Origin of the sequence: Spirosoma profusum (genome assembly GCF_014699005.1) — a bacterium.
GTDB classification, from domain to species: Bacteria; Bacteroidota; Bacteroidia; order Cytophagales; family Spirosomataceae; genus Spirosoma; species Spirosoma profusum.
Window position 1 is genome coordinate 51,553 of the sequence record NZ_JACWZY010000006.1, and the last position, 25,508, is coordinate 77,060.

Consider the following 25,508-nt stretch of genomic DNA (forward strand, 5'->3'; position numbering starts at 1 on the left):
AGCGCTAACGTAGCAGCGTTAACTAACCAGACACCCGCAGATCAATACGTACTTATACGCTATCTGGTCTGCGGGTGTCTGTTGTTTAAGAGAAATCAAGTGATTGTTTGTCAGGTAGTTGAGGTGGGATTCTGCCGCTACGTAGTTTCCCCATCATACATTTATCCGATTGATTGCCGCTAGAGGGCTAAGTAGTTTTGACACAAGTTTTTAGCACTAAAAACCGTGTCAGAAATGCGCTCAACTTTACTACTTCTCCTTTGCGGATTCTGGCTGAGCTCTCCCGCCTGGGCTCAGACGGAGGCTCCCTCTGGCAAATCGTCACCAGTGAAGCTGTCGGGTGGGCTGAATGCGTATGCAGGCTTTTATTCCGCCAGTGGTATTCAGGTTCGTAACCAGCCTTCGCCATTCGGTCTGAGTGGTTCGGTTACGGTATCGCTGCCCGGTGGCATCGCTATTCCATTCTCAGCAGTGCTGGGCAATCAGGGCAGTAGCTTCCGGCAACCTTTCAATCAGTTTGGTATATCGCCTACTTATAAATGGGCTACGGTTCACGCCGGTTACCGCAACGTATCATTTTCTCCATTCACGCTGGCCGGGCATACGTTTCTGGGTGGTGGCGTCGAACTGAATCCGGGTAAACTGCGGCTGGGCGCGGTTTATGGTCGGTTCAATAAAGCCATTTCCACTAACATTGCCGAACCCGATATTATTCCGGCTTACCAACGTACCGGCTATGCTGTGAAAGTGGGTTACGGCAAACCCGGCAATTACGTAGACCTGATTATGCTACGTGCCAAAGACGATTCTGCATCCATCGCTTCCGTACCGCAATCGTCGACGCAAACCGTATCGCCCGCCGAGAACCTAGTGGTTGGTCTTACCTCTCGTTTGCTGATTCTACAGCACATCACCGTCGAACTGGACGAAGCGGTGAGCGCCTACACCCGTGATGTTCGGGCCACGATGGTTTCAACCGAAGGTAGCAATCCCGTGACGCGCTTTTTTGGTCGGCTATTTACCCCGCGTTTGTCCACTCAGCTCACGCAGGCGACTCAGGCTGCCATTGGCTATAAGGGCAGGAATGCAGGTATCAAAGTACAGTACAAACGTATCGATCCCAATTTTCAGACGATGGGCGCGTATTATTTCCAGAGCGACATCGAGAGTTATGCTATTGCTCCAAACGTTACGTTGCTCGAAGGAAAACTGCGGCTGTCGGGTAGTTACGGCGTTCAGTACGACAATCTGGCGAATAACAAAAGCGCTCGCACCGGTCGGCAGATTGGTTCGCTGGTGGCGTCGTATAATCCCGAAACAAAGTTCGGAATCGACCTGCAACTGTCCAATTACGGCATTAGCCAGCAGGCGGGACTTCGGCCGATTATCGATACGTTGCAACTGGCACAGAATAATCTCTCAGCTACCGTCAATACGCGCTACACGCTTCAGAAAGAGGACGTAATACAGGTATTCAATCTGACCACTACGTATCAGAAACTCAGCGACCTGAACGCCAATACGGCTAATCAGACCGAGAACAACAACATCAACCTGAATCTGGGCTATTTCTACCAGCAGACAACTACGGGCTGGGGCTTCAACGGGATGCTGTCGTACACCCAGACCCAGTTGCCAATTGTACTTGGTGACACCAACCGTACGGTACGTTTTTTCGGCCCTACACTCGGTGCAACTCAATCTTTTCTGGAAAAGAAACTAACCACCTCGGCCAACGCCAGCTACTTAATCAATCAGCAATTCGGTGTTACGGGTAACGTACTGACTGTGTCGGCAAATGCGGGTTATCAGGTGGCTAAACAGCAGACAATCAACGTATCGCTCAATTACCTGAACTCAAATACAGGCATTCAGACAGAGAAATTCAACGAACTAAGAGGCAACCTCGGCTATGGCATCTCGTTCTAACAAACTCGTTTTATTCACACTATTCCTGATCCTGCTCAATCTGACAGGATGGGCACAGACGTTCCCGCTGCAGATTCAGGTGAACGTAATGCCGCCCTACAGCGCCTATTTGCAGGATTATCCCGGCACAGGGCAGCAGGTGCGGGTGTTCATCATCAATACCAGCCGTACTACGTATCAGATTCGGCTGTCGGGCCAATTGACTGGCGATAACGGCATCGAGATCAAAACCTCACCGAACTACCGGCCACCGCGCCCCGTAACGGTGCCCCCAGGCCAGACGCTATTGACCCGGAATGACCTCGAAGGCTTGTTCGACCTGAACCAGATCGACGTAACGGGTATCGACAAAAACCTGCTGGCTCGCGGATTGCCCCTGCCTGATGGTACGTATCAGCTTTGTGTGCGGGCCTTCAACGAAACGGCCACCAACACGGCTACGGTCGCGTTCGGGCAGCCTTTATCGGCGGAGTTTCCAATTGGTTGCTCGGCACCCATCGTCGTCCGATCGGTTGAGCCGCCCATTCTGATTGCGCCCCTTTGCGATGCAGACGTAATGGCGACTACGCCACAATCGCTCGTTTTTACGTGGACTCCCCCGGCTGGTGTTTCTCCGGCATCCGTTGAGTATACACTACGTGTAGTCGAGCTGCCGCAGGTTGATGTTGATCCGAATGTGTTTATCGATGCAGTCGCTCTGCCAAAATCTGGTGTGGAAGTGCGAAACCTACGTACCAGTACGTTGCTGTACGGCCCCACGCAGCCGCCGTTGCAGATGGGTAAACGTTATGCGTGGCGTGTGCAGGCTATTGATCGGTCGCGCAAGCTGGTTTTTCAGAATGACGGCAAAAGTCCGGTGTGTGCGTTTACGTATGGCATCGTTCCGAAAGAACAAATGAAACCGGGTGTCGAGTTGACGCAAACGCCCATCAAGATGGCGCCAATCGCCCTTGATTCAAGCATTACGTCGGCACCCGCTCAGAAAACGGCCATTGCGTCAGTCATCGAACCACCAAAGCAACTCAATGTCAATGTGCCACCGGCAGGGCTGGGACAATTGGTTTTTGCCGGGCAAACCATCATTGTCCAGAAAGTAACCAACCCCGATCAGGATCATTTTTCGGGCCGGGGAACGCTCACCATTACGTCACCAGTGAGCCTGAGCACTGACGTTGATTTTGCCAATCTGGTGATTCGGCCAACCAGTTCTGACCAGTCTGCTAAGAAAGGGAAAAATGGCTTTACCAGCTACGTTGTCGTAAAAGGCAAGCTTGAAACCAGTCTTAAAGGTGTAAAGCAGGGTAGAGGGGCGAAATTCAAAACCGACCGTCATACGGGCGGAACAGCGTCTGCTACGTATGAATCCATCCGGCTCATTGCCGATCACACTGCTACGTTAGACCAGACACTCAATACCTATTCGCTCAACAAAGGCGGCAACGAAGAAGCGTCGATCAAGACTGGTTTTGTCTGGAACAGCCCCATTACTTTGACAACGATAGGCGCCGTCAATTCGGGGTCGGGTAATAAACTTTCCGTCGGTTCGGTCAAGACGTATGATGGGAATATGACTGTTGAAGTACCGGGCGAGTGGCATCCGCTGGCATCGGCTGGTCAGGCCGCATCATCGGAAACGCTGAAAATTCCGTTTGGACAGTCCTACAGTGGCCAGATGACCGACCTGAAAGGTTTCCGATTGGAAGTTAAAGAAGATTCGTATTTCGAGATTCAGAACAACGTATTAAAGGCCCACCTGAATGGCTCGTTGCTGGTGAACGGTGGTAAAAAAGGCGTTCCTGACCTGACTATCCCTTTCCAGAACAGCGACGGCATTACGTTCACGCAACAGATTGACGATCCGCAAATCGTACTGGGAACTGTTGATGATCAGGCGCGGTTGTTCCTGAGCTTTCAGGCCGTGAACGTACAGCTCGGCGACTTATTTGAGGCCGACGACCTGCCGTATCCGCAGTGGGTCAAAGGGATTTCATGCCCTACTGTGGATTTGTGGGCCGGTAAGATGGTCTACATGCAGGATCAGGACCACCCCACTTCGCAGGATCACCTGGATTGGATGACCATTCCGCTCAATCCGATTGTGAATCGTGGTAAAGGCTACGAATCAAGCTATGGTGGGCGCGACGATCTGAATATTCAATCGCCGTATCTGGGCTATAAAGGGAAAATCACCCATGCGGTCGCCTTCATCAAAAACACCGAACTCACGATGGGCTTTGTTGCGGGCGAGGTATACATCCCGTTCGTGGGCGCTGTCGGCGATTTGCAGATCAGCATCGAGAAATACGGTTTGGGCGATGCGGATGTATTTTTCACTAAACCCTCAGAACGGACCTTATTACAAACACCAGAAGGTGATCAGGTAACGCTGAAAGTAACGGGTGGCCATTTCGAAGACAGCTATTTCCACCCCGATATGTGGATTTCGGCCTACAATCCGACGAACTCCACGCGCGGCATCGATGCCCGTAACATTCACATGGATGGCGTCGATATAGCCATTACACCCAAAGGTGAATTGGTCAGTAATTACGTGGGCAAGGACGCTGAAGCCTACTTCGGCGGCAGCAATCAGAAAACCGCTTACCTCAACGGCATTGATTATCAGCTGGCGCGGGTAGTACTGGCCGACGAACCGGGGGGCAAAAACTCGCGGCTTTCGTTTGTCGGTAAGCTGGTGCTGGGTGATAAAATCGTGACCAAGCCGCAGGATGAGTACGACATTGTGTTTGCCAAACCCGACAAAGATGCCTTTGAGTTCGATGGTACCATTAAGTATCAACCCATTAACAACGGACCGAAGCTACCGGCAGGGTCGGGTTTTGGTGGTGGCAAAAAAGGCAGCGGACCCTACAACGACCCCAACGACGAACGCTACGCAGCCGAATTTGCGCCGGCCAGTCTCGGCTACTTCCTCGAACGCTCAGCGCCGGCTTCGGCTATAGTGCCCACGGCTACCAAAACGTATGGCGGTAGCTACTCGACCAGTACTGGGGCATTCAGCGCGCAGTTCACGATTTTCAACGACGACGCTACGTATGGCAACGGCTTTATGGCCACCCATAGCATGCTGCTCTACAACCCGTCGTACATGAAAGTGGAAGCCGCCATCCGGGCCGGTAAGATGCAGGGTGTGAAATACTGGTTTGCCGGGTTCAAGTACGAAAATCCCAGCTCACCCGGTATCCCGCTGTTCCTGAATCTTGAGGGCTACGGCTTTGAAGGACGGCTCTACAGCCACATGAAGCACGTGGGCGCTGCCAGTGCCATCTTCGACGATAACTACGTTCCCGATGCCAACACCAGCTTCGGCCTGTACGCAGCGATGCCAATTCAATCGACCGTTGATAAGGGACGGTTCCTGTGGGGGAAAACCGGCATGGAAATGGCGTTTCAGGGCTTTGTTCCCAGCACCATCACGATCCGGGGCGACGTGAACATGGAACAGATAGGCGGTACGGGCGATGCCACTACGTCGCGTATTCAGGGGAATGCGGTGCTTACGATGACTCCCAAAGAAAAAACGCTCATGGGGGTTGTCAACATGACCAAAGGCGATTTTGGGGTAGCCTGCATGACCGGAAGCGCCTATCTGTACGTTGGTCCGAGTGGATTTGCGGCCTCAGTCGGCTCGCCCGCCGGGCCTGTCGAAGTGAAAGCCATGTGCGGCCTGATGGGTGATTTTACGCCCTCTGCAAACGGGTATCTGTCGATCTACGCCACCAACGGCAGTATCGGTGGAATGGATTGGGTACCCAGCAGCGGCATTGGCGTATTTGCGCATCTCGGCGTTACGTTGCTCAATATCAACACAAAAGATCATTTCGATACCAATCCCTGGGCCAGTGTATACGCGGGCGCCAATGCCGACCTGGGCGTTACCATTCGTCCTTCGCTGGACCTGAAAGCCCGTGTTGGCACCCAGATTTCGTTGAACGTGGGCTACAGCAATTATTCATTTAATCTGGCCAACGTAACCGAAACCGTCCAACTCACCCTGCCTAATTTCTGCCTTGCCTACAACAAACGTATTTGCTTCCCGGTGCTGGGTGGCTGCAACCTGATTGTAGGATTGTCTCCTGGCCCATACATACGAACCAACGGCGAAGTATCGGATATGTGCTACGACGATGGCTCGGTGCAAGGGCCTTGCGAGGGTTTGTTAGGTTGGCTCATGGATGGGGTTCAGGTGATAATTAACGTAGCGGGCGAAGTGCTTGATGCGGCTGGTAATCTGATTCGCGATGCTGCCGGAGCCGTTGTCGATTTGGCTGAAGATACCTGGGAGGCATTAACTGGTTGGTGGTGAGAATAGTATAGCTAGAAAACACGATGAAAACTACATCAATTGTCCTGCTCTGTATGGCTATATGCTACACACCGCTGGCCGTCGCTCAAAATTCCAAACTCCTGCGGGCCTATGCTCAACCGGTCAGGAATGAAAATGCCATTCAGGTTAAGTGGATTATTGGGGTGCCAACGCCTACCGTCCAATACCACGTATTACGTCGGTTAGTAGGTGAAAAGGTATTTAAACGACTGACCGTAAAACCGTTGCAGGGTATTGTGGCTCCTGAGCCTGGCGCGTCGGGTGCCATTGCCGACGCTCAGAAAAACTACCTGGCTTATATACAGGCGCGTCCGAAAGCCAAAGCTGATGCCCGCCTGTATCTGCAACTGTTCAGCATGAATGCTACCATCAGCAACGAGTTTGCCCAGGCCGCGGGCGTGTACTATACCGATAAAACCGTGACGGCAGGCCAGACTTACGAATACGCCATCAGTGCCATACTGAAGGGTAAAGAATATAGCTGGGCCGTCAGCGCACCCGTACGCGCTGGCAACTACCAGCCGTTGGCGGCCTCTACTGGCCTTAAACTAAAGCAGGAAGGCACCCGACGCGTGGCCGTAAACTGGACCATCCGGCCCGATGTGCTGGCTTACAACGTATATCGTCGGCGTGGAACGGGTGGCATGGATGAGAAAATCAATAAGCAGCCTGTAATCGTCATCGACGCGCAGGGCGGTAAGCAGCCTTCTACCCAGTTTACCGATACTGACAGCACGCTGCGTGTCGGCGAAACGTATTATTACCGCATTGCCGCGCTCGATCCGTTCGTAAATCCCGGCGAACTGAGTCAGCCCGTCTGGCTCACGATCAAAGACATGGACCCACCTGCCGGACCAACGAACCTGAGCGGCCGCATCGATAACCGAAAGGTGAGGCTTGGCTGGACCCCTTCGCCTGCTCGTGACTGCATTGGCTATCGGCTGTTCCGCAGTACGTCGATGGAGAAACCGTTTCAGCCCGTACTACCCCGCCTGCTGGCTACAACCGATACAACGTTCACTGACGAAACGGCTCTGGAAGGAAGCACATATTATTACTACCTCCGGGCCGAAGATCAGGCTGGTAACGGCGCGAATACGTTGCCCATTCAGGTCAGTCATCCCGACCTGACTCCACCTGCATCGCCCACCGGTCTGGTAGCGCAAACCGATACGACAGGCCACGTTCGGCTAAGTTGGAAGGGTAATACGGAATCGGACCTCGCCGGGTATTTCGTCTATCGTGGCCTGACTCAAAGCGATGACAATTATGCTCAGTTGCAACTGGCTCCGCACAAGCTGGCTACGTACCGCGATACGTTGCTACGTAACAACCGCAACGCGTTCTACTACCGTGTAACGGCGGTCGATAAAATGGGTAACGAAAGTAAGCCCGCCCTGCTGACGGTACGTCTGCCCGACCGTCGCCCACCGATTACACCCCATCTGCAAACCCTCACGGCCACGGGTGATTCGGTGCAGGTGATCTGGCAGGCATCGTCGTCGGAGGATGTGCGCGTCTACCACGTATTACGCCAGAATGAGAACGACGCCAAACCAACGTATCAGATCGTGGGTCGCACTTCCGCCAACCGGTTTTCGGATCGGAACGTAGCGAGTGGTACGTATCGCTACGCTATACAGGCCGTCGACAGCACCGGTAATACGTCGCAACCGTCGATTCCGCGTTTGGTACAGCTTATTGGTAAATATAGCCTTACGACACCTGCCAATGTAAATGTGCAGTTGGATGAGCGGGGCAAGCGCCTAACCGTAAGCTGGAATCGTACCCAGCAGCCGACTGATTTTGCGGGATACCGCGTACTGGCCCGCGACGCTGGCGAAACGTTTCGGGCCGTAACTCCTCTGCTGGCCGAATCACAGGCCGTACTCACCGATTGGGAAAACGGCTCCGACTACGAAATCGCAGTGGTGGCCGTGAGCCAGACGGGACGGCAGCTACGTAGCGAAATTGTCAAGGCGAAAGCCAGTAACTAAGTCACACCTTCATCGACTATGAAAAAGTACTTTTTTCTGCTCCTGTTCCCAATTTTACTGCATTTGTCAGTACTGGGTCAGTCTAACGCGCCTACCAATCTGGCAGCTTCAGCCCAGAACAGCACGTCGATCCGGCTCACCTGGACCGACAACATTTCCAACGAAACCGGTTTTGACATTGAACGCAGTACCGATAATCGGACCTTTACCAAAATTGCCGATGGCAACGCGAATACACCTTCATTTACGGTTACGGGATTATCGCCCGCTACGCTCTATTACTTTCGGGTACGGGCTAAATTCGCTACCGGCACATCGAACTACTCGAATGTAGCTTTTGTCACTACGTATCCTGTACCTCCCGTTGTCAATACGCTGACTGCTACGTCGAAAGGCACTACCTCGATTCAGCTCGCCTGGACTGATGTCGTTAAGGAAGGTACTTATTTCGTCGAACGCCGGACAGGACAGTCGGGCAACTTCACCCGCATCGCTACGTCTGGGCCAGGGTATACCGATAACAGCGTATCGCCGGGTACGGAATACTGCTACCGCGTACAGTATGATGCCAGTTATGAAACCGCCGGTTACTCCAACATAGCCTGCGCCACCACCCAGCAAGCTCCGCCAGCAGCCCCTGCTAGACTTGCGGCACAGGCTGTATCCAGCAGTCAAATCAATCTGCAATGGGCCGATGTAAGCAATAACGAAACAGGTTTCCAGATTGAGCGGGCCAGCAGTGCTACGGCACCGTTTACGAAAATTGCGGATGTAGGTGCGAATGCTACGTCTTACGAGGATAAAAACCTGTCGGCCAGCACGCAATACTGCTATCGGGTTCGGGCTGTCAATGGCGCGGGCAACAGCGGCTATACAGATATTCAGTGTGCGACTACGCAGGCGCCACCCCTCGGCGCGCCCCAGAATCTGGTTGCTGCGGCCGCTTCAACTACGCAGATTAACTTGTCGTGGACAGGTGTAGCCAACATCACCGGCTATCAACTCGAACGTAGCACCGATGGAAATAACTGGGCTAAAATTGCTGACCCAGCTAACAACGCCACCAGCTACGAAGACAAAAACCTAGCACCAAATTCGCGCTATTACTATCGACTACGTGCCGTCAACGGCGGTGGTCCCGGTCCTTATTCAAACGTAGCAGATGCCACTACGCCTGATACGCCACCCGCAGCCCCCGCTCGCCTGACTGCCACCGCCGTTACGTTCAGCCAGATTAACCTGCAATGGGCCGATTTGAGTAATAATGAAAGCCGCTTTGAAATCGAACGTAGCACCGACGGGACGAGCTTCACTAAAATCGCCGATGTTGGGGCGAATGCAACGAGCTACGAAGACAAAAATTTGCAACCGCAGACGCGCTACTACTATCGTATTCGGGCCGTTAATGCGGCCGGTTCGTCGGGGTACTCCAACGTAGCAGATGCCACTACGCCCGTTGGTCCGCCCGCAGCGCCACAAAATTTAGTGGCTACGGCGGTCTCAATTACGCAGATCAATCTGACGTGGACGGCGGTGCCTAATGCCACGAACATTCTTATAGAACGGAGTCCAAATGGCAACGATGGCTGGACGCAGATTGCCAGTGTAGCTGGTAACGTCACTACGTATGAGGACAAAAACCTGAGCCAGAACACACGTTATTTTTACCGAATACGGGCTACCAACACCAGCGGAAACGGGCCATATAGCAACGTAGCAAATGCGATCACACCCGATGCGCCACCAGCAGCACCCGCTCGTCTGACGGCAGCAGCGGCTTTGGCCACGCAGATTAATCTGGTCTGGGCCGACTTATCAAATAACGAATCGGGTTTCGAAATCGAACGTAGCGCCGATGGAAATACGGGCTGGACGAAAATTGGGGATGCAGCCGCAAACGCTACGTCGTTTCAGAATATCGGCCTGACACCGAATACGCGCTATTTTTATCGCATTCGGGCAATCAACGCGGCTGGGCAGTCGGCGTATTCGAACGTAGCGGATGCGACCACTCCCGATGTGCCACCAGCAGCTCCCGCGAATCTGACCGCTACACCCGGCTCGGCTACACAAATCAACCTGACCTGGGCCGACCAATCGGCCAATGAAACCGGTTTTGAGGTTGAACGGGCAAGCAGTGCTACGGCACCATTTACGAAAATTGCCGATTTGCCGGCCAATACAACCACGTATCAGGATCAGGGATTAACGCCTGCGGCAACGTATTGCTACCGGGTTCGGGCTAAAAATACCATTGGCGCATCGGCGTATTCCAACGTAGCGTGCTCGGCTACGCCTGACGTACCGCCCGCGGCCCCGGCCCGCCTGACGGCTACTCCAGCATCGCCCACGCAAATTAATCTGGCCTGGGCAGATTTGTCGGCGAATGAGAGTGGTTTTGAGGTCGAACAAAGTACTAGCGCTACCGGTACGTTCACGAAAATCGCAACCCTGCCCGCGAATGCGACGACCTACGAAGTCAAAAACCTGACGGATGCCACGCAGTACTGCTTCCGGGTTCGAGCCGTGAATGCGGCCGGACCATCAGCCTATACAGAACCTGCCTGCGCCACTACGCCTTTAGCTCCGCCAGTCACGCCAACGGGTCTAACTGCCAAGGTGTCGGATTATGACCAGATTCAACTGAACTGGGCTGCCGTTTCGCCGAAAGCTGTAACGGTTAGTATTGAGCGGTCTACAAATCCGAATGGCCCATTTGTGGAAATCAAACAGGTGCCAGCCGCACAGACCAATTATGTTGATCCGGGTTTGCAGGAGTTCACTACGTATTACTTCCGCATTCGGGCAACCAATGCTGCCGGAAACTCGAACTACTCGAACGTAGCATCGGCGCGGATTGAAGAGGTTGTCATTGGCGTGGAAGACGAATGGATTACGCAGACGCAGGTTTTTGTCGAGAATCGTACCCTACAGATACGTACTGAGTGGTATCGGTCGGTTCCGGCGCAGGTTCAATTACACAGCCTGGATGGCCGGGTTCAACTCGCTGATAATCGACGGGTTGGTACAACCGATGCCTGGTCTTACTCGCTAACACAGCCGCCATCGGGCCTGTACGTACTCGCTATTGTGGCCGATGGACGGCTATTCACCAAACGTATCATACTACCATGAAAAATCTACGCCTTCTCTTTTTTCTGCTCATCGGTCTGAGTAGTTGTCAGCCCAAAACCGTTACGCCCATTACAGATCTTGTCAGTAAAATATGGAAAGCCAATACCGTGAAAGAAGCGGACGTACTGGTTTTTACGCTCGGTGCTACGTCGAACATCAAACCGGGTTATACGAATTTCCGGCTCGATCTGAGCCAGCCGGGTAAGGTCATTCTGAAAGATGTGGATGGCCGTACCATCACCGGCACCTGGACCGTGTCAACTGACAACAAACGCCTGATTTTGTCGGACTTAACGCCGAAGCCAACTAATACGGGCGGTATGATCGAATATTTCATTTTGTCAGACGCCGACGGTTCGTCGCTAAATCTGGAACGTACTGCCGAAAGCCGTAAAACGGGAAATACAGTCAATCAATACGGGTTGATACCAGAGTAAGTCATAAAAAACAATATCTTCACCCGAACCATCATTACGATTGATTTAGGTATCTTGGCCTGAATTGTTAACGTGAGATACTGATGAGTCGGAGCATCCTGAAATACACGCTTCTGATACTGGCCGCTACGTCGTTCATCTATCCGTTTATCTGGATGTTGAGTGCGTCGCTGTCGTCGGAGCGCGGATTGGGGGAGTTGACTCTGTTGCCTGTAGATTTTACGTGGAATAACTATGTAACGGTTTTTACAAAAATTCCGCTCGATAAGGCGTTTTTGAACAGTGTGTTCGTGGCCGTGCTGACCACTACGTTGGTGCTGGTTTCGGGAGCGATGGTCGGGTATGCCCTGGCACGGCATCGTTTTAAAGGGCGTGACCTGATCTTCTACCTGATCATCTTTTCAATGACGTTACCGTTTCAGATTACGTTGATTCCCAACTACATCACCATGGTGAAACTGGGATGGGTTGATACGTATCTGGCCCTGATTGTGCCGTTTGCGCTCAATTCGTTGTCGGTACTTCTGTTTCGACAGGCGTTCCAAAGCCTTCCCGAAGCCTTGATCGAAGCCGCCCGAATGGATGGTGCTGGTGAGCTACGTATCATTTTTCATATCCTCGTACCAAACGTATTACCAACCGTACTGACCATTACTATTCTGACGTTCATGGGCATATGGAACGAAGCGCTTTGGCCCCTGATCGTTATTCGCGACGAAGCGACCATGACCATGCCTCAGTTAGTGACCCTGTTTTCGGTGGGTGGACGAGCTGACGCACAACTAGGTGTGAAAATCGCGGCTGCAGTGATGCTGGCCATTCCGATTGTGATTTTATATCTATTTTTTCAGAAACATTTCATCCGCAGTATGGCGTCTTCAGGCATGAAAGACTAACGTAGCGTGGACTTTCCGCGGTACATTTATCGAGTACCTTCATGAATCGAATAGTTTTTTTTTACCTGCTGTCCCTGCAAATTCTGCTGCCAACATTTTTAATTACAGATTCTGTTGCACAGCTATCTGTACCAGCCAAACGTTACGTCAATCTGGCGCATCTGGACCGACTTTATCAAACGGTTAAAATGGCTTCGACGGGCGCTACAGTCGGAACGATAGCCATTTATAGTGAAGCTCCGGATTATCATCTGGTTACCGATGCAGATGAAGGTTTCACCTGCATCGACGACGTAGCACGGGCCGCCCTGCTGCTTCTGCACGAACCCGACCTGGCAACAGCCAATGACAAGCAAACCAAATTACGGGCGATGACCCAGTTTGTGCTTCAACTACAGGCCGAAACCCGAAACGCCGGCGCGGGGTACTTTTATAATTTTCTCTGGCATGATTTCACCATCAACAAAACCTTTCGGACCAGTGTAGCCGAGCCGAATTTCTGGTCGTGGCGGGCCATGTGGCTGCTGACCGAAGCTTATCCGTATTATCAGAAAAACGACTCCGTTCTGGCCGGACGTATTCAGTTGGCAGTGAAGAACGTAACGTCAAACCTGCTACGTGACTTTGGGAGTCAAGCCAAATTATATACAACTATCAAAGGTATTCAAGTGCCTAAATGGTTACCTTTCGGGTCGGGTTCAGATCAGGCGGCTATCATGCTGATTAGCCTGACTAATCTCTACCAGCAGTCACCCAGCAGCGACGTACTGAAACTGATTGACCAACTGGGCGAAGGTATTCTGGCCATGCAGTACGGCGACGCCAGAAAATATCCGTACGGCGCTATTCTGTGCTTTGAAAACAACTGGCACGCTTACGCCAGCGATCAATCGTACGTATTGCTACGTGCCGGAAAGGCGTTGAACAAACCCGCCTGGATTGCGGCCGCCAAGCGTGAAATCGACAATTTTTATCCGTACCTGATACAGCATGGATTTCTGGAATCTTTTGAAATAGAGAAAGTAGACAGCGAAATTAAAGCTGTGAAAACCAGCCGTTTTTCGCAGATTGCCTATGGCATTCGGCCAATGATTTGGGCCACGCTGGAAGCTTACGACCAGACTAAAGAATCCAAATACGCCGACATGGCTGGTAAACTAGCAAGCTGGTTTCTGGGAAAAAACGTAGCCAACACCGTCATGTACGATCAGACGACCGGACGAGGATACGATGGCATTGGTGCTAACGGGAAGGTAAACCGAAATTCAGGGGCAGAGTCAACGATTGAGGCACTCTGGGCGTTCCAACGTATCGAGCAATATCCGGAAGCGATGAAGGCGCTGGAAAGGTACAGGTAGAAACAGGGCATGCCCTGTCTCGTGTGCGTCAGCAATTGCAGACGTTAACTAAAACCATCCGGTCAGGAGACACGGCATGCCTTTACGTAGGTTAAATCTCTTTCCCGCAGTGCGGACAAACACGTCGGTTATGACCTTTCCGGTTGCGGATATGTTCGTTAAAACCAGACACCAGAATACCCGTCGGCAAGGCAAACAGGCCAATACCAGCGATGGCTGAAATACCGCCCAATAGTTTTCCTAATGGCGTAATTGGGTGAATATCCCCGTAGCCAACCGTTGTCATAGCCGTAACGCCCCACCACATCGTGGCTGGAATACTCGAAAATTGGTCGGGTTGAGCCGTGTGTTCAACGTAGTACATGACACTCGATACGATAATCAGCATGAAAACGACGAGCGTAGTGCTTAGAATCAACTCTTCTTTTTTGTCGGAAACCACACTCTGAATCATCCGAAAGGCGTGCGAATAACGCGAGATGCGGAACAGCCGGAAAATACGGAACAAGCGCAGAATCCTGACAATAGCCAAATCGGTGGCGAACAGCGAGAAGTAAAACGGGAAAATGGCCAGAAAATCGATGATGGCTGCGGTTGAGAAAACGTACTTTAATCGTCCCCAGAACGGATGATGGTATTTCTCGTTTTCTACGCAAACCCAGACCCGCAGCCAATATTCGGCAGTAAAGAAAATCACCGAAAACAGCTCAAAATCATAAAAAAGTCGGGCAAAGCGTCGATTGTATTCCGGTACGGTGTGCAGAACAATCGCAAGGGCATTCAACGTAATAATCGAGCTGAGCGTGAGGTTGAAAACCAGGCTGGCACCCCGGCGTTTTCCTGCCGAGGTTTCGAGAATGCTATACAGATATTTACGGAGGGAGTGCATAAACGTAGTGCAGTAAGTACTGCAAACTACGTAGTCTTAGTAAATGAACAATGTATAAGGAAAAATGAATAATGTATGATGTTAATGTCGTAGCGATCACATCATACACCATATATCCTATATCATACATTAGTACCCTGTCGACGTAGTATAATCAATGTAACCAACGTAGCAGTCAGTGCCAGCCCACCCGCAAACAGGCCAATGGTAGGCACCTGAACGTAGTTGAGCGCATGGCCCGCCAGATACGACCCGGCAATATCCGAAAGATTCACAAAAGCCATATACGTAGTGAATTGAGAACCTTCGACCCCTTTGCGGCACAATGTCATCAGCACAGGCATGGCGGCTACACTGATACTTGGGTCCATAAAATACAGCGATACCAACCCCATCTGTGCTACGTCGTGACGAGTCCAAAATTCGGATAAGCTGTTGAATGTGAGCAGATACGTAGCAACCAGGCCCAGCACAAAAACCAGCAAACGTTTTGGGCCAATCCGGTCGGCTACGAATCCACCGGCAAGGGCCACCAACGTAGCAACAATCATTCCATACGTGCCCGTCAGCAGCGACACCGACGTATCGGACCAGCCAAGTTTTTGAATCAAATGGTAATTATAGGCCCTGAGAAACAGACTGATACTGATGTAAGCCGCAACCGCCGATCCAAATAATAACAAACTATTTCGAGAAAACAGGCCCCGAAACAGTTCGATAAATAGCCACCGGAAATCGGTCGGATATGTATTGCCAGCAGTGATTGTTTTTGCGGGAATTGGGTGAAATATACTGACACTTTTTCTCCCGAAAGAGGGCAGGAGCTGGTCTTGAGGTCGTTCGCGAATGAAAAACGTAAGTACGGTTAAGGAAAGCAAACAAAGCGATTGCGTCAGGGCCGCAGCCTGAAATCCGTTCGTCCGCAAAATTTGTGAGAAAACGGCCGCGCCTACACCTGTGCCAATCAGAAACCCGGCTCGCATAAACGCATTCACGCGCCCTCGTTCTGAATGGGGTATGATGCTAATCGCCATTGCATCGACACTGGCATCCTGAATACCCGCAAAAACGCTGTGGCCGAAGAAAAACCAGGCCAGCGTCGCTACGTTACCAATCGGATTCGGCACAAATAAAATGCCGAGTGAGGCCAGAAATGCCAGACACTGAGCGCCTAGTACCCAGGGTTTTCGTCGCCCCATTGCCGATTGCTGAAACCGGTCAATAACGGGCCCCCAAACGAACTGAAACGCCCAGGGCAAGCCCACAACAGCCGCAAACGAACCGATTGAGGATGGATTCACGCCTTCGGCCGTCAGGTAATTCGTCAGGGCGGTCAGTGCAAAACCCGCCGGAATCCCCTGCATGACGTATAGGTAAAAAAAGGCGACGTAACGTAGCAGCTGACTTTCACTGAGAACCAGCCAGGAACGTCCAGAAAGGGAAGAAGGGTTCATCCGTTGAGCAATGTCGGCCAGTGACGAAATCCCTGGACGACGTCTGAACGTATAGGACTTAAAGATTAATAATTATGTTTTGACCGTTGGCGAACTATCCTGAAAAAAAACCGTTATGGTATTGCAAGACCGGGATAATCTCTCTAAAATTGTCCCCGTTTTCGCACAAAAACCAATGGCAAAGCTCGTTTACATACCGACGTTCTTCCATACTACGCCATTTCGGTTTAGGTCCGAAAGGACTATTTGTGTTTGTTTGCCTATGTGGTAGACGTTTCCGCTAATTTTCTCGTTTTTATTCACAACACCAATCAGTGGGGATTACGCTGTAATCAACGGCTCCCCGGTCCGTTTCTGCGGCTTCACAACCGCCCGATACACGACAATGATTAAGCCCGAAGTAGTCAACGATCAATATATTGTTCAGGTAGCCAACGAAAACCACCTGCGGCTGGCCGAAACCATCTGCCACGAGATGGAAGAAAGTGCGAAAGCACGGGGAACCGGTATTGCCAAGCGTTCGCCTATTTATATCATGGAAAAAATGCTGGAGGGGAAAGCTATTGTAGCTACAACCCTGGCTGGCGAGTGGGTTGGATTCTGTTACATCGAAACCTGGGAACACGGTAAGTTCGTAGCGAATTCCGGCCTGATCGTGAATCCTGATTACCGCAAAAGTGGTATTGCAACCCGCATCAAAGCCAAAGCTTTTGAACTGTCGCGGACGATGTTCCCGACGGCCAAAATTATCGGCATCACCACGAGTCTGGCGGTTATGAAGATTAACTCAGATCTTGGCTATCAACCCGTTACGTTGAGTGAGCTGCCCGGTGATGAAGCCTTCTGGAAAGGCTGCCAGACCTGCGCCAACTTCGATATTCTGAGCCGCACCAACCGGAAACACTGCCTTTGCACGGGTATGCTTTACGATCCGGAAGAGCACAAGAAGGAAGAGAAAGACGAAAAGTGGAATTTCCTGAAAGAATCGAAGCTTTATGAACGCTGGATGCGCCTGAAAAAACGTATCCTGCTACGTTTGAATCCAACCGAGCGTTCGCGCGTACACCGCCCCGAGCGTGAACTGGAACCGGCCTGATACGTAGTCAAGTGTTTGGTTTCGTCAATAAATCAAAGAGCACGTAGTGAGAAAATCTAACTCTCATTACGTGCTCTTTCTTATTTTTTACTAACGTAGCGATTGTCTTTAACGTAGTACCGATACGGCAAATCGACACCTTGGGTAATACCGATACGTGTAGTGGTTACCATATCGAAATCGTGTAAGACTGGGCCGCGAATCAATAAATTGCCCGAGGTTAAAGAAATTCCATTATCCCGGTCGCGACGGATGCCCATCGCAATAGTGAGCTTGCCAGGGCCATTGCATAAATTTCGCTGCCCGGCGGCTGTTCCTGGGTCGATTGTATTATTTCGGTATCGCTCGAATCCTGTTTTAAATGCGTCATTCCGACGTAGCGCCATTATGTCGATGCCTTCGGTTGGTTCAAGGGCACGTATCAAAACAGCCTCACCAATACCTTCCGGCCCTGTCACTACGTTGATGCAGTTGTAGTGATTATAAATCTGGTAGACATATAACGTACCGGCTGGCCCAAACATAGCCGCGTTACGTGTCGTTTTCCGGCGATACGCATGACAGGCCGGATCGCCGGTCAGATAGCCCTCCGTCTCTACGATAATACCCGCCGTCGTGCCCTCCGACGACTGGTGCACAAGTTCGCAACCCAGCAGTAATTGAGCCAAGGTTAGCGTATCGTGTTTTTCGTAAAAGTTCTGATTAAAGACAGTCATTTATGATTCTAAGTTATAGAGTTGTAATGTTATAGGGTTGTGAAGTTGATGTATAACAGTCCAACAACTTTACAACCCTATAACATTACAACTCTATAACTTAGATCACATTCATCGTTTGCTCTTTTATTTTTTCGAGCTCGTCCTTCATTTGCACAACGTAACGCTGAATGGTGGCGTCGTTGGCCTTGGAACCAATCGTGTTGATTTCACGACCGATTTCCTGGGAAATGAAATTGAGTTTCTTACCGTTAGCTTCTTCGGTCGACAGCACTTCCAGAAAATAGCTGAGGTGATTTTTCAGGCGGACTTTCTCTTCGGAAATGTCGAATTTTTCGACGTAGTAAACCAGTTCCTGTTCAAACCGATTCTGGTCGAACGTATCGTTTTCCAGCAATTCTTTCACAGAATTACGCATCCGTTCGCGGACGGCGGGTATACGCTTAACATCCTGTTCTTCTACGTCGGCCAGCCGGTCGGAAATAATCTGGATGTATTCCTGAAACTTTCCTTCCAATACGGCTCCTTCCTGCGTCCTGAATTCAATGCAACGGCGAATGGCTTCCTGTACTGCGGCCTGCAACGTTGCCCAGTCGGAAGCGTCAGCTCCAGGGTCGGCTGATTCGGTCAGGTAAGCGTTGGGTTGCTGGAGCGCTAACTGAAAAACTTCGCCATCGGGAATGCTCATCAGCATGGAATTGGCCGTTTCCTTCAAGTCATGTACGTAAGCCGTCACCAACGAACGGTTAATCACAACGCCGGGACGTACTGCCTGCGTGCGAGCCAGATTCAGTGATAGCTCTACTTTTCCCCGTTCCAGTTGATGCGTAAGCATCGCCCGTAATTCGATCTCCTTATCCGAAAACTGACGCGGAATCCGACAATAAATATCTAAAAATTTAGAGTTCAGGGTTTTCACTTCGGCGGTAACCGCCAATCCGCCAGCTTCTACGGTCGCATTGCCAAAGCCGGTCATTGATTTAAGCATCAGGTAATTGGGTTATAATGTTGTAGAGTTATGGTGGCCCGGCATCGTGGTTATAAGGTTGTAAAGTTATAAAGTTGCAGAGACAGTGGCTGGTTGCTCCAAAACTTTATAACCTTACAACCGCTCCGGCGGCCCGGTCTACTACTTATTTCAACGCTCCCGCTTCGAGTTCCAGAAACTCCTTCCGGTGACGCGCTACGTCGATGGCGGTGTAAATAGCTTGTAAAAATGATGTTTCGTCAGCGATACCTTTGCCGGCGATGTCGTAAGCCGTACCGTGGTCGGGTGAGGTACGAACGGCAGGCATACCAGCGGTAAAATTGACCCCTTCCTCGAAAGCGATTGATTTAAAAGGAATCAGGCCCTGATCGTGATACATGGCCAACACCGCGTCGAATTTCGCATAGGCCCGCGTACCGAAAAAGCCGTCGGCAGGGTAGGGACCAAATACCAGCTGGCCTTTATTACGCCACTCGTTCAGCAACGGTTTGATAATGTCCTGTTCTTCATTGCCAATTAGCCCTTCTTCGCCAGCGTGTGGATTTAGGCCAAGGACCGCAATTTTGGGTTTTTCGATACCAAAATCCTGACGTAGTGACTGCATCATCAGCGTGAGTTTCTGCACAATTTTGTCGCGCGTTACGTTCTGACGGACACGCCCCAGCGGAATATGGCCCGTTACTACGCCCACCCGAAGCTTTTCACTTACCATAAACATCAGATTATCAGCAACACCAAATTCCTGAGCCAGGTATTCGGTATGTCCCGGAAATTTGAACTCCTCCGACTGAATGTTGTATTTGTTGATAGGAGCCGTAACCAGCGCGTCAAGTTTCCCGTCTTTCATATCATCGACGGCTCGTTGAAGACAGGCAAAAGCGGCCTGACCCGCTTCGGGTGTTACGTGTCCCGGCTGAATATCCTGATTCTGGTCGGGCCAGCACGTAATAACATTCGTCAGTTTATGACTGATTTGCCCTACCGTCTGTGCGCCGTTGAGATTCCAGTCTTTTAGGTTCAACAGGTTTCGATAACGGTTCAAAATACGCATGGAACCGTAAATGACTGGCGTACAGATTTTTTGCAATCGGTTGTACTGCAGCGCTTTCAGAATCACTTCGGGTCCAATGCCATTGTAGTCGCCCAGCGAAATGCCGATAACCAGCCGATCTTCACGACCAACGGGCTCATGAGTGGCTGATTGTTGATTACCAAAATCCCGCGATTCCGCAGGCGCACTCATTGGCTCGCGGGCTGGCTGACGATTGTTGTTAGTATTTCTGTCTTGCTGGCCGGCTTCCCGCTGACGGGCTTCGTGTTGGCGTTGATTTTGGTTTGGATCGCGCTGCTGCTGAGGCTTTTGGCCCTGACGCTGATTGCGGTCGCCATTGTTGTCACCCGCCTGATTGTTGTTATTTCGCGGTTCGTTGCGGTCACCACGGCCATTCCTGCCCTGTTGGTGTCGATTGTCGCGCTGTTGTTGTGGCTGATGATTTTCCGCTGATCCATTTGCGGCAGACGGCTGGTCGCCATTAGCTAAGTTGTCTTCCGGTTGTATAGCCGGTTTGGCTCCATCCGAAGGCGTGTTATGTGTTTGGTTCGATTCGTCGGGTTGGCGTGGTTCCATGCACTTTTCGTAGTTTCGCCAGGATAATAAGGAATAATATATACTGAATAATGAGTAATGCATTGGGACAAACAACCCTCATTTTTCACTATTCATTATAAATTATTTATTTGATAATGCTGCAAGTTACAAAAACCCCTTCGATGTTTCAGAATCAACCGTCTATTCTCATTGCCGACGAGATGCACCCGTCGCTTTTCCCCATGCTTACCGAAGCTGGCTTTTCGTATGATTATCGGCCAAGAATAAACCGTAGCGAACTTCTGGAAGCCCTGGCACCTTATACGGGACTTATTATTCGGAGTAAAACCACGGTCGATGAAGAGATGCTGAGTCACGCACCTAACCTACAATTTATCGGGAGAGCAGGGGCTGGACTGGATTTAATTGACCTCGATGCTGCCGAACAACGTAACATTCACGTCTTTCACGCGGGTGAAGGCAATCGCGACGCCGTGGCCGAACATACGGTAGGCATGTTGCTGGCGTTACTGGCTAACATCCTGAAAGCAGATCGCGAAGTGCGCCAGGGCGTCTGGGATCGCGAAGGCAATCGTGGGTACGAATTGGGTAGTCTGACAGTAGGACTGATCGGGTACGGCAACAATGGTCGGGCAACGGCTCAACGGCTCAGTGGTTTCGGATGCCGCGTACTGGCTTACGATAAATTTCTAACGAATTATGGTGATACGTTCGCGCAGGAGGCTACGATGGAACAAATTAAGTCGGAAGCTGACGTAGTAAGCCTGCATATTCCGCTCACCGACGAAACGCGCCGGATGATCGATGATACGTTCATAACAGACGTAGCAAAGCCGTTTTACCTGATAAACATTGCCCGGGGGGAAATCACATCGTTAGCGGCTCTGGTACGTGGATTGCAAAGCGGAAAGGTGCGAGGAGCCTGTCTCGACGTACTGGAAAACGAAAAACTTGCCAAACTAACCTCCGACCAGCAAACTTCTTTCGATTATCTGCGCCAGTCTGACCGGGTTGTATTAACACCCCACGTAGCAGGCTGGACGCACGAAAGCTACGTTCGTATCAACGAAGTGCTGATTCGACAGATTCAGTCGATTTTTACTTCGTTACGGTAAAATTGATTGTGGAGCAGGTCGTCCCGGCTTCGTTAATGACGCAAATCGGTCCGGTGACGGCCCCCGCAGGAACGGTAACTTTATACGTATTGTCAACGCCAATCATGGCAGCGGGAGCCGACGTACCGTTCCCGAACCGAATTTCCTTAACCGACGCCAGGTTGTCGCCCTTGATGATAATGTCATCGCCCACTTTTCCTGTCTGAGGACTGATATCAAGGTTGGTGATTGGACGTAGCACCGTGAAGATGGTTTCTGTAAAGATTTCACCGGCTGCATTCACAATTCGAAACCTGCCCGTTTGGCCTGTGCTCGGCACAATGATATACCGCTCTACATCGGTATTTTTACCACCATCGGCGACCTCGGTAATCGATCCAAAAAAGAAAATCTGAGCGTTCAGCAAAAAGTCGCCACGTAGCACAACCCGGTCGCCTGGACGAGCTTTGGCTGGAAGGATGTCTGTTACAACAGGTGCCTGAACAACCACGAGTGAGGTACTTGTTGTAGCTGTTCCTGCCTTGTTCGTAACCGTGATAGGGCCACTTGTGCCCGTTGTCGGTACGTCGACGGTAAGGCTGCTGCCTTCGGTACGTATCGAGATCGGTACTGAAATCCCGTTAATACGAACGTCGGTGACCCGGTGAAGATTCTGCCCGGTAATGGTAACAGCCCGACTCCGCACTTGCCGCGCCGGACTAAATGTCAGGTTGGATGGTGCTACGTAGTAAAAAAACGACTCGGTAGCTGCAGCAGAACCACCGATACCGCTCACCGATATGGTTACCTGGGTGGGAGCCGCAAAAGCAGGAACCGTAGTTTCAATTTGCGTATTGCTCAACACCCGGAACGTAACGGCCGTGTTATTGAACGTAACGGCTGTTACGTCGGTCAGGTTGAAACCCGTCAGAATCAGTTTGTCACCGGCGATACCATCTTTAGCACTGAGGTTCCCCACATAGGGCGGCTGAATAATAAGCAGACTATCAGTGCTGGTAGCTACTAACTTCTCAAATACCGTTACAGTCACTTTCCCTGACGTCGCAACTGGGGGAACAATGGTACGTATTTCTGTGTCCTTTACGGTCGTCTGGCTTTTTTCCGTATTCAATCCATTGATACGTACCACGCCATCAGTGAGGTTTACGCCCTGAATAACCAGTTCTGTCCCCGGCTTGATTTTCTTGGTCGAGAGGCTGGTAATCTGCGGAGTACCGGCCACAATAAACGTAGTAGTGAATTGATATTGCCCGCCATTTGTCTCAACGACAAAAGACCGGGAGCCGCGCGGTACGGTAGACGGAACAACTACCGTGATTTTTGTAGCAGAGCTATCTTTAATAACGGCGTCGATCTCGTCAAATCTAATGCGGGAAAGCTGATTGAGGTAATTGCCAGTAATAGTGACCTGCGTACCGGGAAGGCCGTTGATAGGGTTAATGACAACGTTAGACGGCGGAGGTTGTCGAACTATAAACGGAAGCGGATCAGAGGTACCTTCAGAAGTACGTACCTGAACTACCGTTCTACCAGGTGGTATAAGCGGAACCTGTACCTGAATTGTGTTCTCGTCGTGACTAAGAATAGCCGCCGTTACGGCCGATGTAGTCACACCGAACGTAACGACTGGTTCTGAACCAAACTGGTAACCCGTAAGCACAATGGTTTGACCCACAAGCTCATTGGATTTTGACAGACTGACTAATTCAGGTGGATTATTCCGAACACGACAACTCAGTACGCCAAGAAATACAACTAAGAGGAAGAAAAATGATATAATCGTCTTCATAACGGCTGCAATCGATCCCTTCGACGCTTATAGGGAACAAAATTAGTCAATTTAGCGGTCGAAAAACCATTTCTTTCGAAAGCCTGTTACGTTAATGATGAATGGTAAATGATAAATGATGAATGATGAATGATGAATGCGGCTGACGCAAAATCATTTATTACTCATCATTCATCATTCATCATTCATCATTTATCATTAAAAATACAGATGAACTACCGCAGCCTGAAACCATCAAAATTACTTTCGATTACAACGTTGGGCGACCTGAAAGCCGCCGGTTACCAGTCCCGATCAATTAAGCAGGAACTTCGCGAAAATCTGATTGAGCGGATCAAAGAAAAAGAAGTCGTTTTTCCGGGTATCTGGGGTTACGAAGACACCGTAATTCCGGATGTGGAGCGCGCTATTCTGTCGATGCACCACATCAATTTGCTGGGTCTGCGGGGGCAGGCCAAAACGCGTATCGCCCGTCTGATGGTGAACCTGTTAGACGAATATATTCCGGTTGTGGAAGGCTCCGAGCTGAACGATGACCCACTTCAGCCCCTGTCACGTTTCGCCCAGGACCTAATTGCTGAACATGGTGACTCAACACCTATTTCCTGGCTACACCGGAACGACCGCTATACTGAGAAACTCGCTACGCCCGACGTATCGGTCGCCGATTTGATTGGCGACGTAGACCCTATTAAGGCTGCTACGTTAAAACTGCCTTATTCCGACGAACGTACCATCCATTTCGGCCTGATTCCGCGTTCGCACCGGTGTATTTTTGTGATTAACGAATTGCCTGATTTACAGGCTCGTATTCAGGTGTCGCTGTTCAATATTTTGCAGGAAGGCGATATTCAGATTCGGGGCTTCAAGCTTCGTTTGCCACTCGATATTCAGTTTGTGTTCACGGCTAATCCCGAAGATTATACGAACCGGGGCAGCATCGTGACGCCCCTGAAAGACCGGATCGATTCACAAATTGTGACGCACTATCCGAAATCCATCGAAATCGGTAAGAAGATTACGATGCAGGAAGCCATCGTAAAAACCGAGCAGAAAGGCATGGTCAAAACCAACGATCTGGTGGCTGATCTGATCGAACAGGTTGCGTTGGAAGCCCGTGAAAGTGAATACGTTGATTCGAAAAGTGGGGTTTCGGCTCGTATGACCATCTCGGCTTACGAAAACCTGCTTTCTTCGGCGGAACGGCGGGCGCTTTTCAACGCCGAAAAAGAAACCTACGTGCGGATCGCCGATTTGTACGGTGTGGTACCGGCCATCTGCGGGAAAGTCGAACTAGTTTACGAAGGCGAAGTAGAAGGGCCGGTGATTGTCGCGCAGAATTTGATTGGGAAAGCCGTCCGTAATCAGTTTTTAAACTATTTCCCAAATCCGGAAAAAGCCAAAAAAGACAAACGCGGCAATCCCTACAAAAAAATCACCGACTGGTTTGGCGATGGCAACACGATGGACATCCTGAACAACCTGAGCAATCGCGACTACGAAGCCCGGCTACGTACCATCGATGGTCTAGACGATTTGGTTGACCAGTTTCATTCACGTCTAAGCAAGTCCGAAAAGCTGTTCATGATGGAATTTGCCCTTCATGGCCTGGCTGAGCATTCGCTGGTGGGTAAAAAAGCAATGGATACCGGCCAGTCGTTCAAAGACCTGCTCGGGTCGATGTTCAATCCCGACTCGCATTTTGGCGAGGAAGAGGACGATGACGACGACGAACGATTTTAGGAAATAGTC

At 50.8% G+C, this 25,508-nt stretch carries 16 protein-coding genes; 10 read left to right on the forward strand and 6 right to left on the reverse strand.

Annotation, left to right across the window (positions count from 1 at the left end):
- The first annotated feature begins 234 nt into the window (after positions 1–234).
- The 7 genes from IC229_RS09170 to IC229_RS09200 all read left to right on the forward strand — a co-directional run bounded on the left by IC229_RS09170 (position 235) and on the right by IC229_RS09200 (position 14,100).
- On the forward strand, positions 235–1,929 hold the full coding sequence (locus tag IC229_RS09170; RefSeq protein WP_190886668.1) for a hypothetical protein: 1,695 nt from the start codon (positions 235–237) through the stop codon (positions 1,927–1,929).
- Complete coding sequence (locus IC229_RS09175) at positions 1,913–6,256, forward strand: hypothetical protein (protein ID WP_190886669.1); 4,344 nt, start codon at positions 1,913–1,915, stop codon at positions 6,254–6,256. The genes IC229_RS09170 and IC229_RS09175 overlap by 17 nt, the downstream gene beginning before the upstream one ends.
- 23 nt (positions 6,257–6,279) lie before the next feature.
- On the forward strand, positions 6,280–8,274 hold the full coding sequence (locus IC229_RS09180) for a fibronectin type III domain-containing protein (RefSeq protein WP_190886670.1): 1,995 nt from the start codon (positions 6,280–6,282) through the stop codon (positions 8,272–8,274).
- 18 nt (positions 8,275–8,292) lie between these two features.
- On the forward strand, positions 8,293–11,409 hold the full coding sequence (locus IC229_RS09185) for a fibronectin type III domain-containing protein (protein ID WP_190886671.1): 3,117 nt from the start codon (positions 8,293–8,295) through the stop codon (positions 11,407–11,409).
- Entirely contained in the window at positions 11,406–11,846 is a 441-nt protein-coding gene (locus tag IC229_RS09190) for a hypothetical protein (protein ID WP_190886672.1), read from the forward strand. Before IC229_RS09185 ends, IC229_RS09190 begins: the two co-directional genes overlap by 4 nt.
- Before the next feature lie 83 nt (positions 11,847–11,929).
- Entirely contained in the window at positions 11,930–12,742 is an 813-nt protein-coding gene (locus IC229_RS09195; RefSeq protein ID WP_190886673.1) for a carbohydrate ABC transporter permease, read from the forward strand.
- A gap of 41 nt (positions 12,743–12,783) precedes the next feature.
- Positions 12,784–14,100 (forward strand): hypothetical protein, encoded by a 1,317-nt coding sequence (locus tag IC229_RS09200; protein WP_190886674.1) that lies wholly within the window; start codon positions 12,784–12,786, stop codon positions 14,098–14,100.
- Between the two features lie 91 nt (positions 14,101–14,191).
- On the opposite strand, the gene IC229_RS09205 is transcribed toward IC229_RS09200, so the two are convergent.
- Both IC229_RS09205 and IC229_RS09210 read right to left on the reverse strand, forming a co-directional pair.
- Entirely contained in the window at positions 14,192–14,989 is a 798-nt protein-coding gene (locus IC229_RS09205) for an ion transporter (protein ID WP_190886675.1), read from the reverse strand.
- 122 nt (positions 14,990–15,111) lie between these two features.
- A complete protein-coding gene (locus IC229_RS09210; RefSeq protein ID WP_190886676.1) occupies positions 15,112–16,443 on the reverse strand; it encodes an MFS transporter in 1,332 nt (443 codons plus the stop codon).
- A gap of 385 nt (positions 16,444–16,828) precedes the next feature.
- Between IC229_RS09210 and IC229_RS09215 the strand changes: the two genes are divergently transcribed.
- Entirely contained in the window at positions 16,829–17,539 is a 711-nt protein-coding gene (locus tag IC229_RS09215; protein ID WP_190886677.1) for a GNAT family N-acetyltransferase, read from the forward strand.
- A gap of 80 nt (positions 17,540–17,619) precedes the next feature.
- Here IC229_RS09215 and IC229_RS09220 read toward each other — a convergent pair whose 3' ends face one another.
- The 3 genes from IC229_RS09220 to pdxA all read right to left on the reverse strand — a co-directional run bounded on the left by IC229_RS09220 (position 17,620) and on the right by pdxA (position 20,870).
- The gene (locus IC229_RS09220) at positions 17,620–18,255 is read right to left on the reverse strand and encodes a DNA-3-methyladenine glycosylase (RefSeq protein WP_190886678.1); all 636 of its coding nucleotides are present in this window, start codon (positions 18,253–18,255) and stop codon (positions 17,620–17,622) included.
- A 100-nt stretch (positions 18,256–18,355) separates the two neighbouring features.
- Complete coding sequence (locus IC229_RS09225) at positions 18,356–19,243, reverse strand: YicC/YloC family endoribonuclease (RefSeq protein WP_190886679.1); 888 nt, start codon at positions 19,241–19,243, stop codon at positions 18,356–18,358.
- A gap of 145 nt (positions 19,244–19,388) precedes the next feature.
- Entirely contained in the window at positions 19,389–20,870 is a 1,482-nt protein-coding gene (gene pdxA, locus IC229_RS09230; protein ID WP_190886680.1) for a 4-hydroxythreonine-4-phosphate dehydrogenase PdxA, read from the reverse strand.
- Positions 20,871–21,013: 143 nt separating this feature from the next.
- Between pdxA and IC229_RS09235 the strand changes: the two genes are divergently transcribed.
- On the forward strand, positions 21,014–21,967 hold the full coding sequence (locus IC229_RS09235; protein ID WP_190886861.1) for a 2-hydroxyacid dehydrogenase: 954 nt from the start codon (positions 21,014–21,016) through the stop codon (positions 21,965–21,967).
- On the opposite strand, the gene IC229_RS09240 is transcribed toward IC229_RS09235, so the two are convergent.
- Positions 21,951–23,756, reverse strand: coding sequence for an IPT/TIG domain-containing protein (locus IC229_RS09240; protein WP_190886681.1), 1,806 nt, complete (start codon positions 23,754–23,756; stop codon positions 21,951–21,953). The two genes, IC229_RS09235 and IC229_RS09240, sit on opposite strands and share 17 nt — an antisense overlap.
- A gap of 210 nt (positions 23,757–23,966) precedes the next feature.
- Between IC229_RS09240 and IC229_RS09245 the strand changes: the two genes are divergently transcribed.
- Positions 23,967–25,499 (forward strand): P-loop NTPase family protein, encoded by a 1,533-nt coding sequence (locus IC229_RS09245; RefSeq protein ID WP_190886682.1) that lies wholly within the window; start codon positions 23,967–23,969, stop codon positions 25,497–25,499.
- Positions 25,500–25,508: the final 9 nt, after the last annotated feature.

Coding starts and splice junctions, on each gene's coding strand:
- IC229_RS09195 (WP_190886673.1), top strand. CDS start 11,930: ATGAGTCGGAGCATCCTGAAATACACGCTTCTGATACTGGCCGCTACG.
- IC229_RS09235 (WP_190886861.1), top strand. CDS start 21,014: ATGTTTCAGAATCAACCGTCTATTCTCATTGCCGACGAGATGCACCCG.
- IC229_RS09245 (WP_190886682.1), top strand. CDS start 23,967: ATGAACTACCGCAGCCTGAAACCATCAAAATTACTTTCGATTACAACG.
- IC229_RS09205 (WP_190886675.1), bottom strand. CDS start 14,989: ATGCACTCCCTCCGTAAATATCTGTATAGCATTCTCGAAACCTCGGCA.
- IC229_RS09210 (WP_190886676.1), bottom strand. CDS start 16,443: ATGAACCCTTCTTCCCTTTCTGGACGTTCCTGGCTGGTTCTCAGTGAA.
- IC229_RS09175 (WP_190886669.1), top strand. CDS start 1,913: ATGGCATCTCGTTCTAACAAACTCGTTTTATTCACACTATTCCTGATC.
- pdxA (WP_190886680.1), bottom strand. CDS start 20,870: ATGGAACCACGCCAACCCGACGAATCGAACCAAACACATAACACGCCT.
- IC229_RS09190 (WP_190886672.1), top strand. CDS start 11,406: ATGAAAAATCTACGCCTTCTCTTTTTTCTGCTCATCGGTCTGAGTAGT.
- IC229_RS09215 (WP_190886677.1), top strand. CDS start 16,829: ATGATTAAGCCCGAAGTAGTCAACGATCAATATATTGTTCAGGTAGCC.
- IC229_RS09170 (WP_190886668.1), top strand. CDS start 235: ATGCGCTCAACTTTACTACTTCTCCTTTGCGGATTCTGGCTGAGCTCT.
- IC229_RS09240 (WP_190886681.1), bottom strand. CDS start 23,756: ATGAAGACGATTATATCATTTTTCTTCCTCTTAGTTGTATTTCTTGGC.
- IC229_RS09185 (WP_190886671.1), top strand. CDS start 8,293: ATGAAAAAGTACTTTTTTCTGCTCCTGTTCCCAATTTTACTGCATTTG.
- IC229_RS09200 (WP_190886674.1), top strand. CDS start 12,784: ATGAATCGAATAGTTTTTTTTTACCTGCTGTCCCTGCAAATTCTGCTG.
- IC229_RS09225 (WP_190886679.1), bottom strand. CDS start 19,243: ATGCTTAAATCAATGACCGGCTTTGGCAATGCGACCGTAGAAGCTGGC.
- IC229_RS09180 (WP_190886670.1), top strand. CDS start 6,280: ATGAAAACTACATCAATTGTCCTGCTCTGTATGGCTATATGCTACACA.
- IC229_RS09220 (WP_190886678.1), bottom strand. CDS start 18,255: ATGACTGTCTTTAATCAGAACTTTTACGAAAAACACGATACGCTAACC.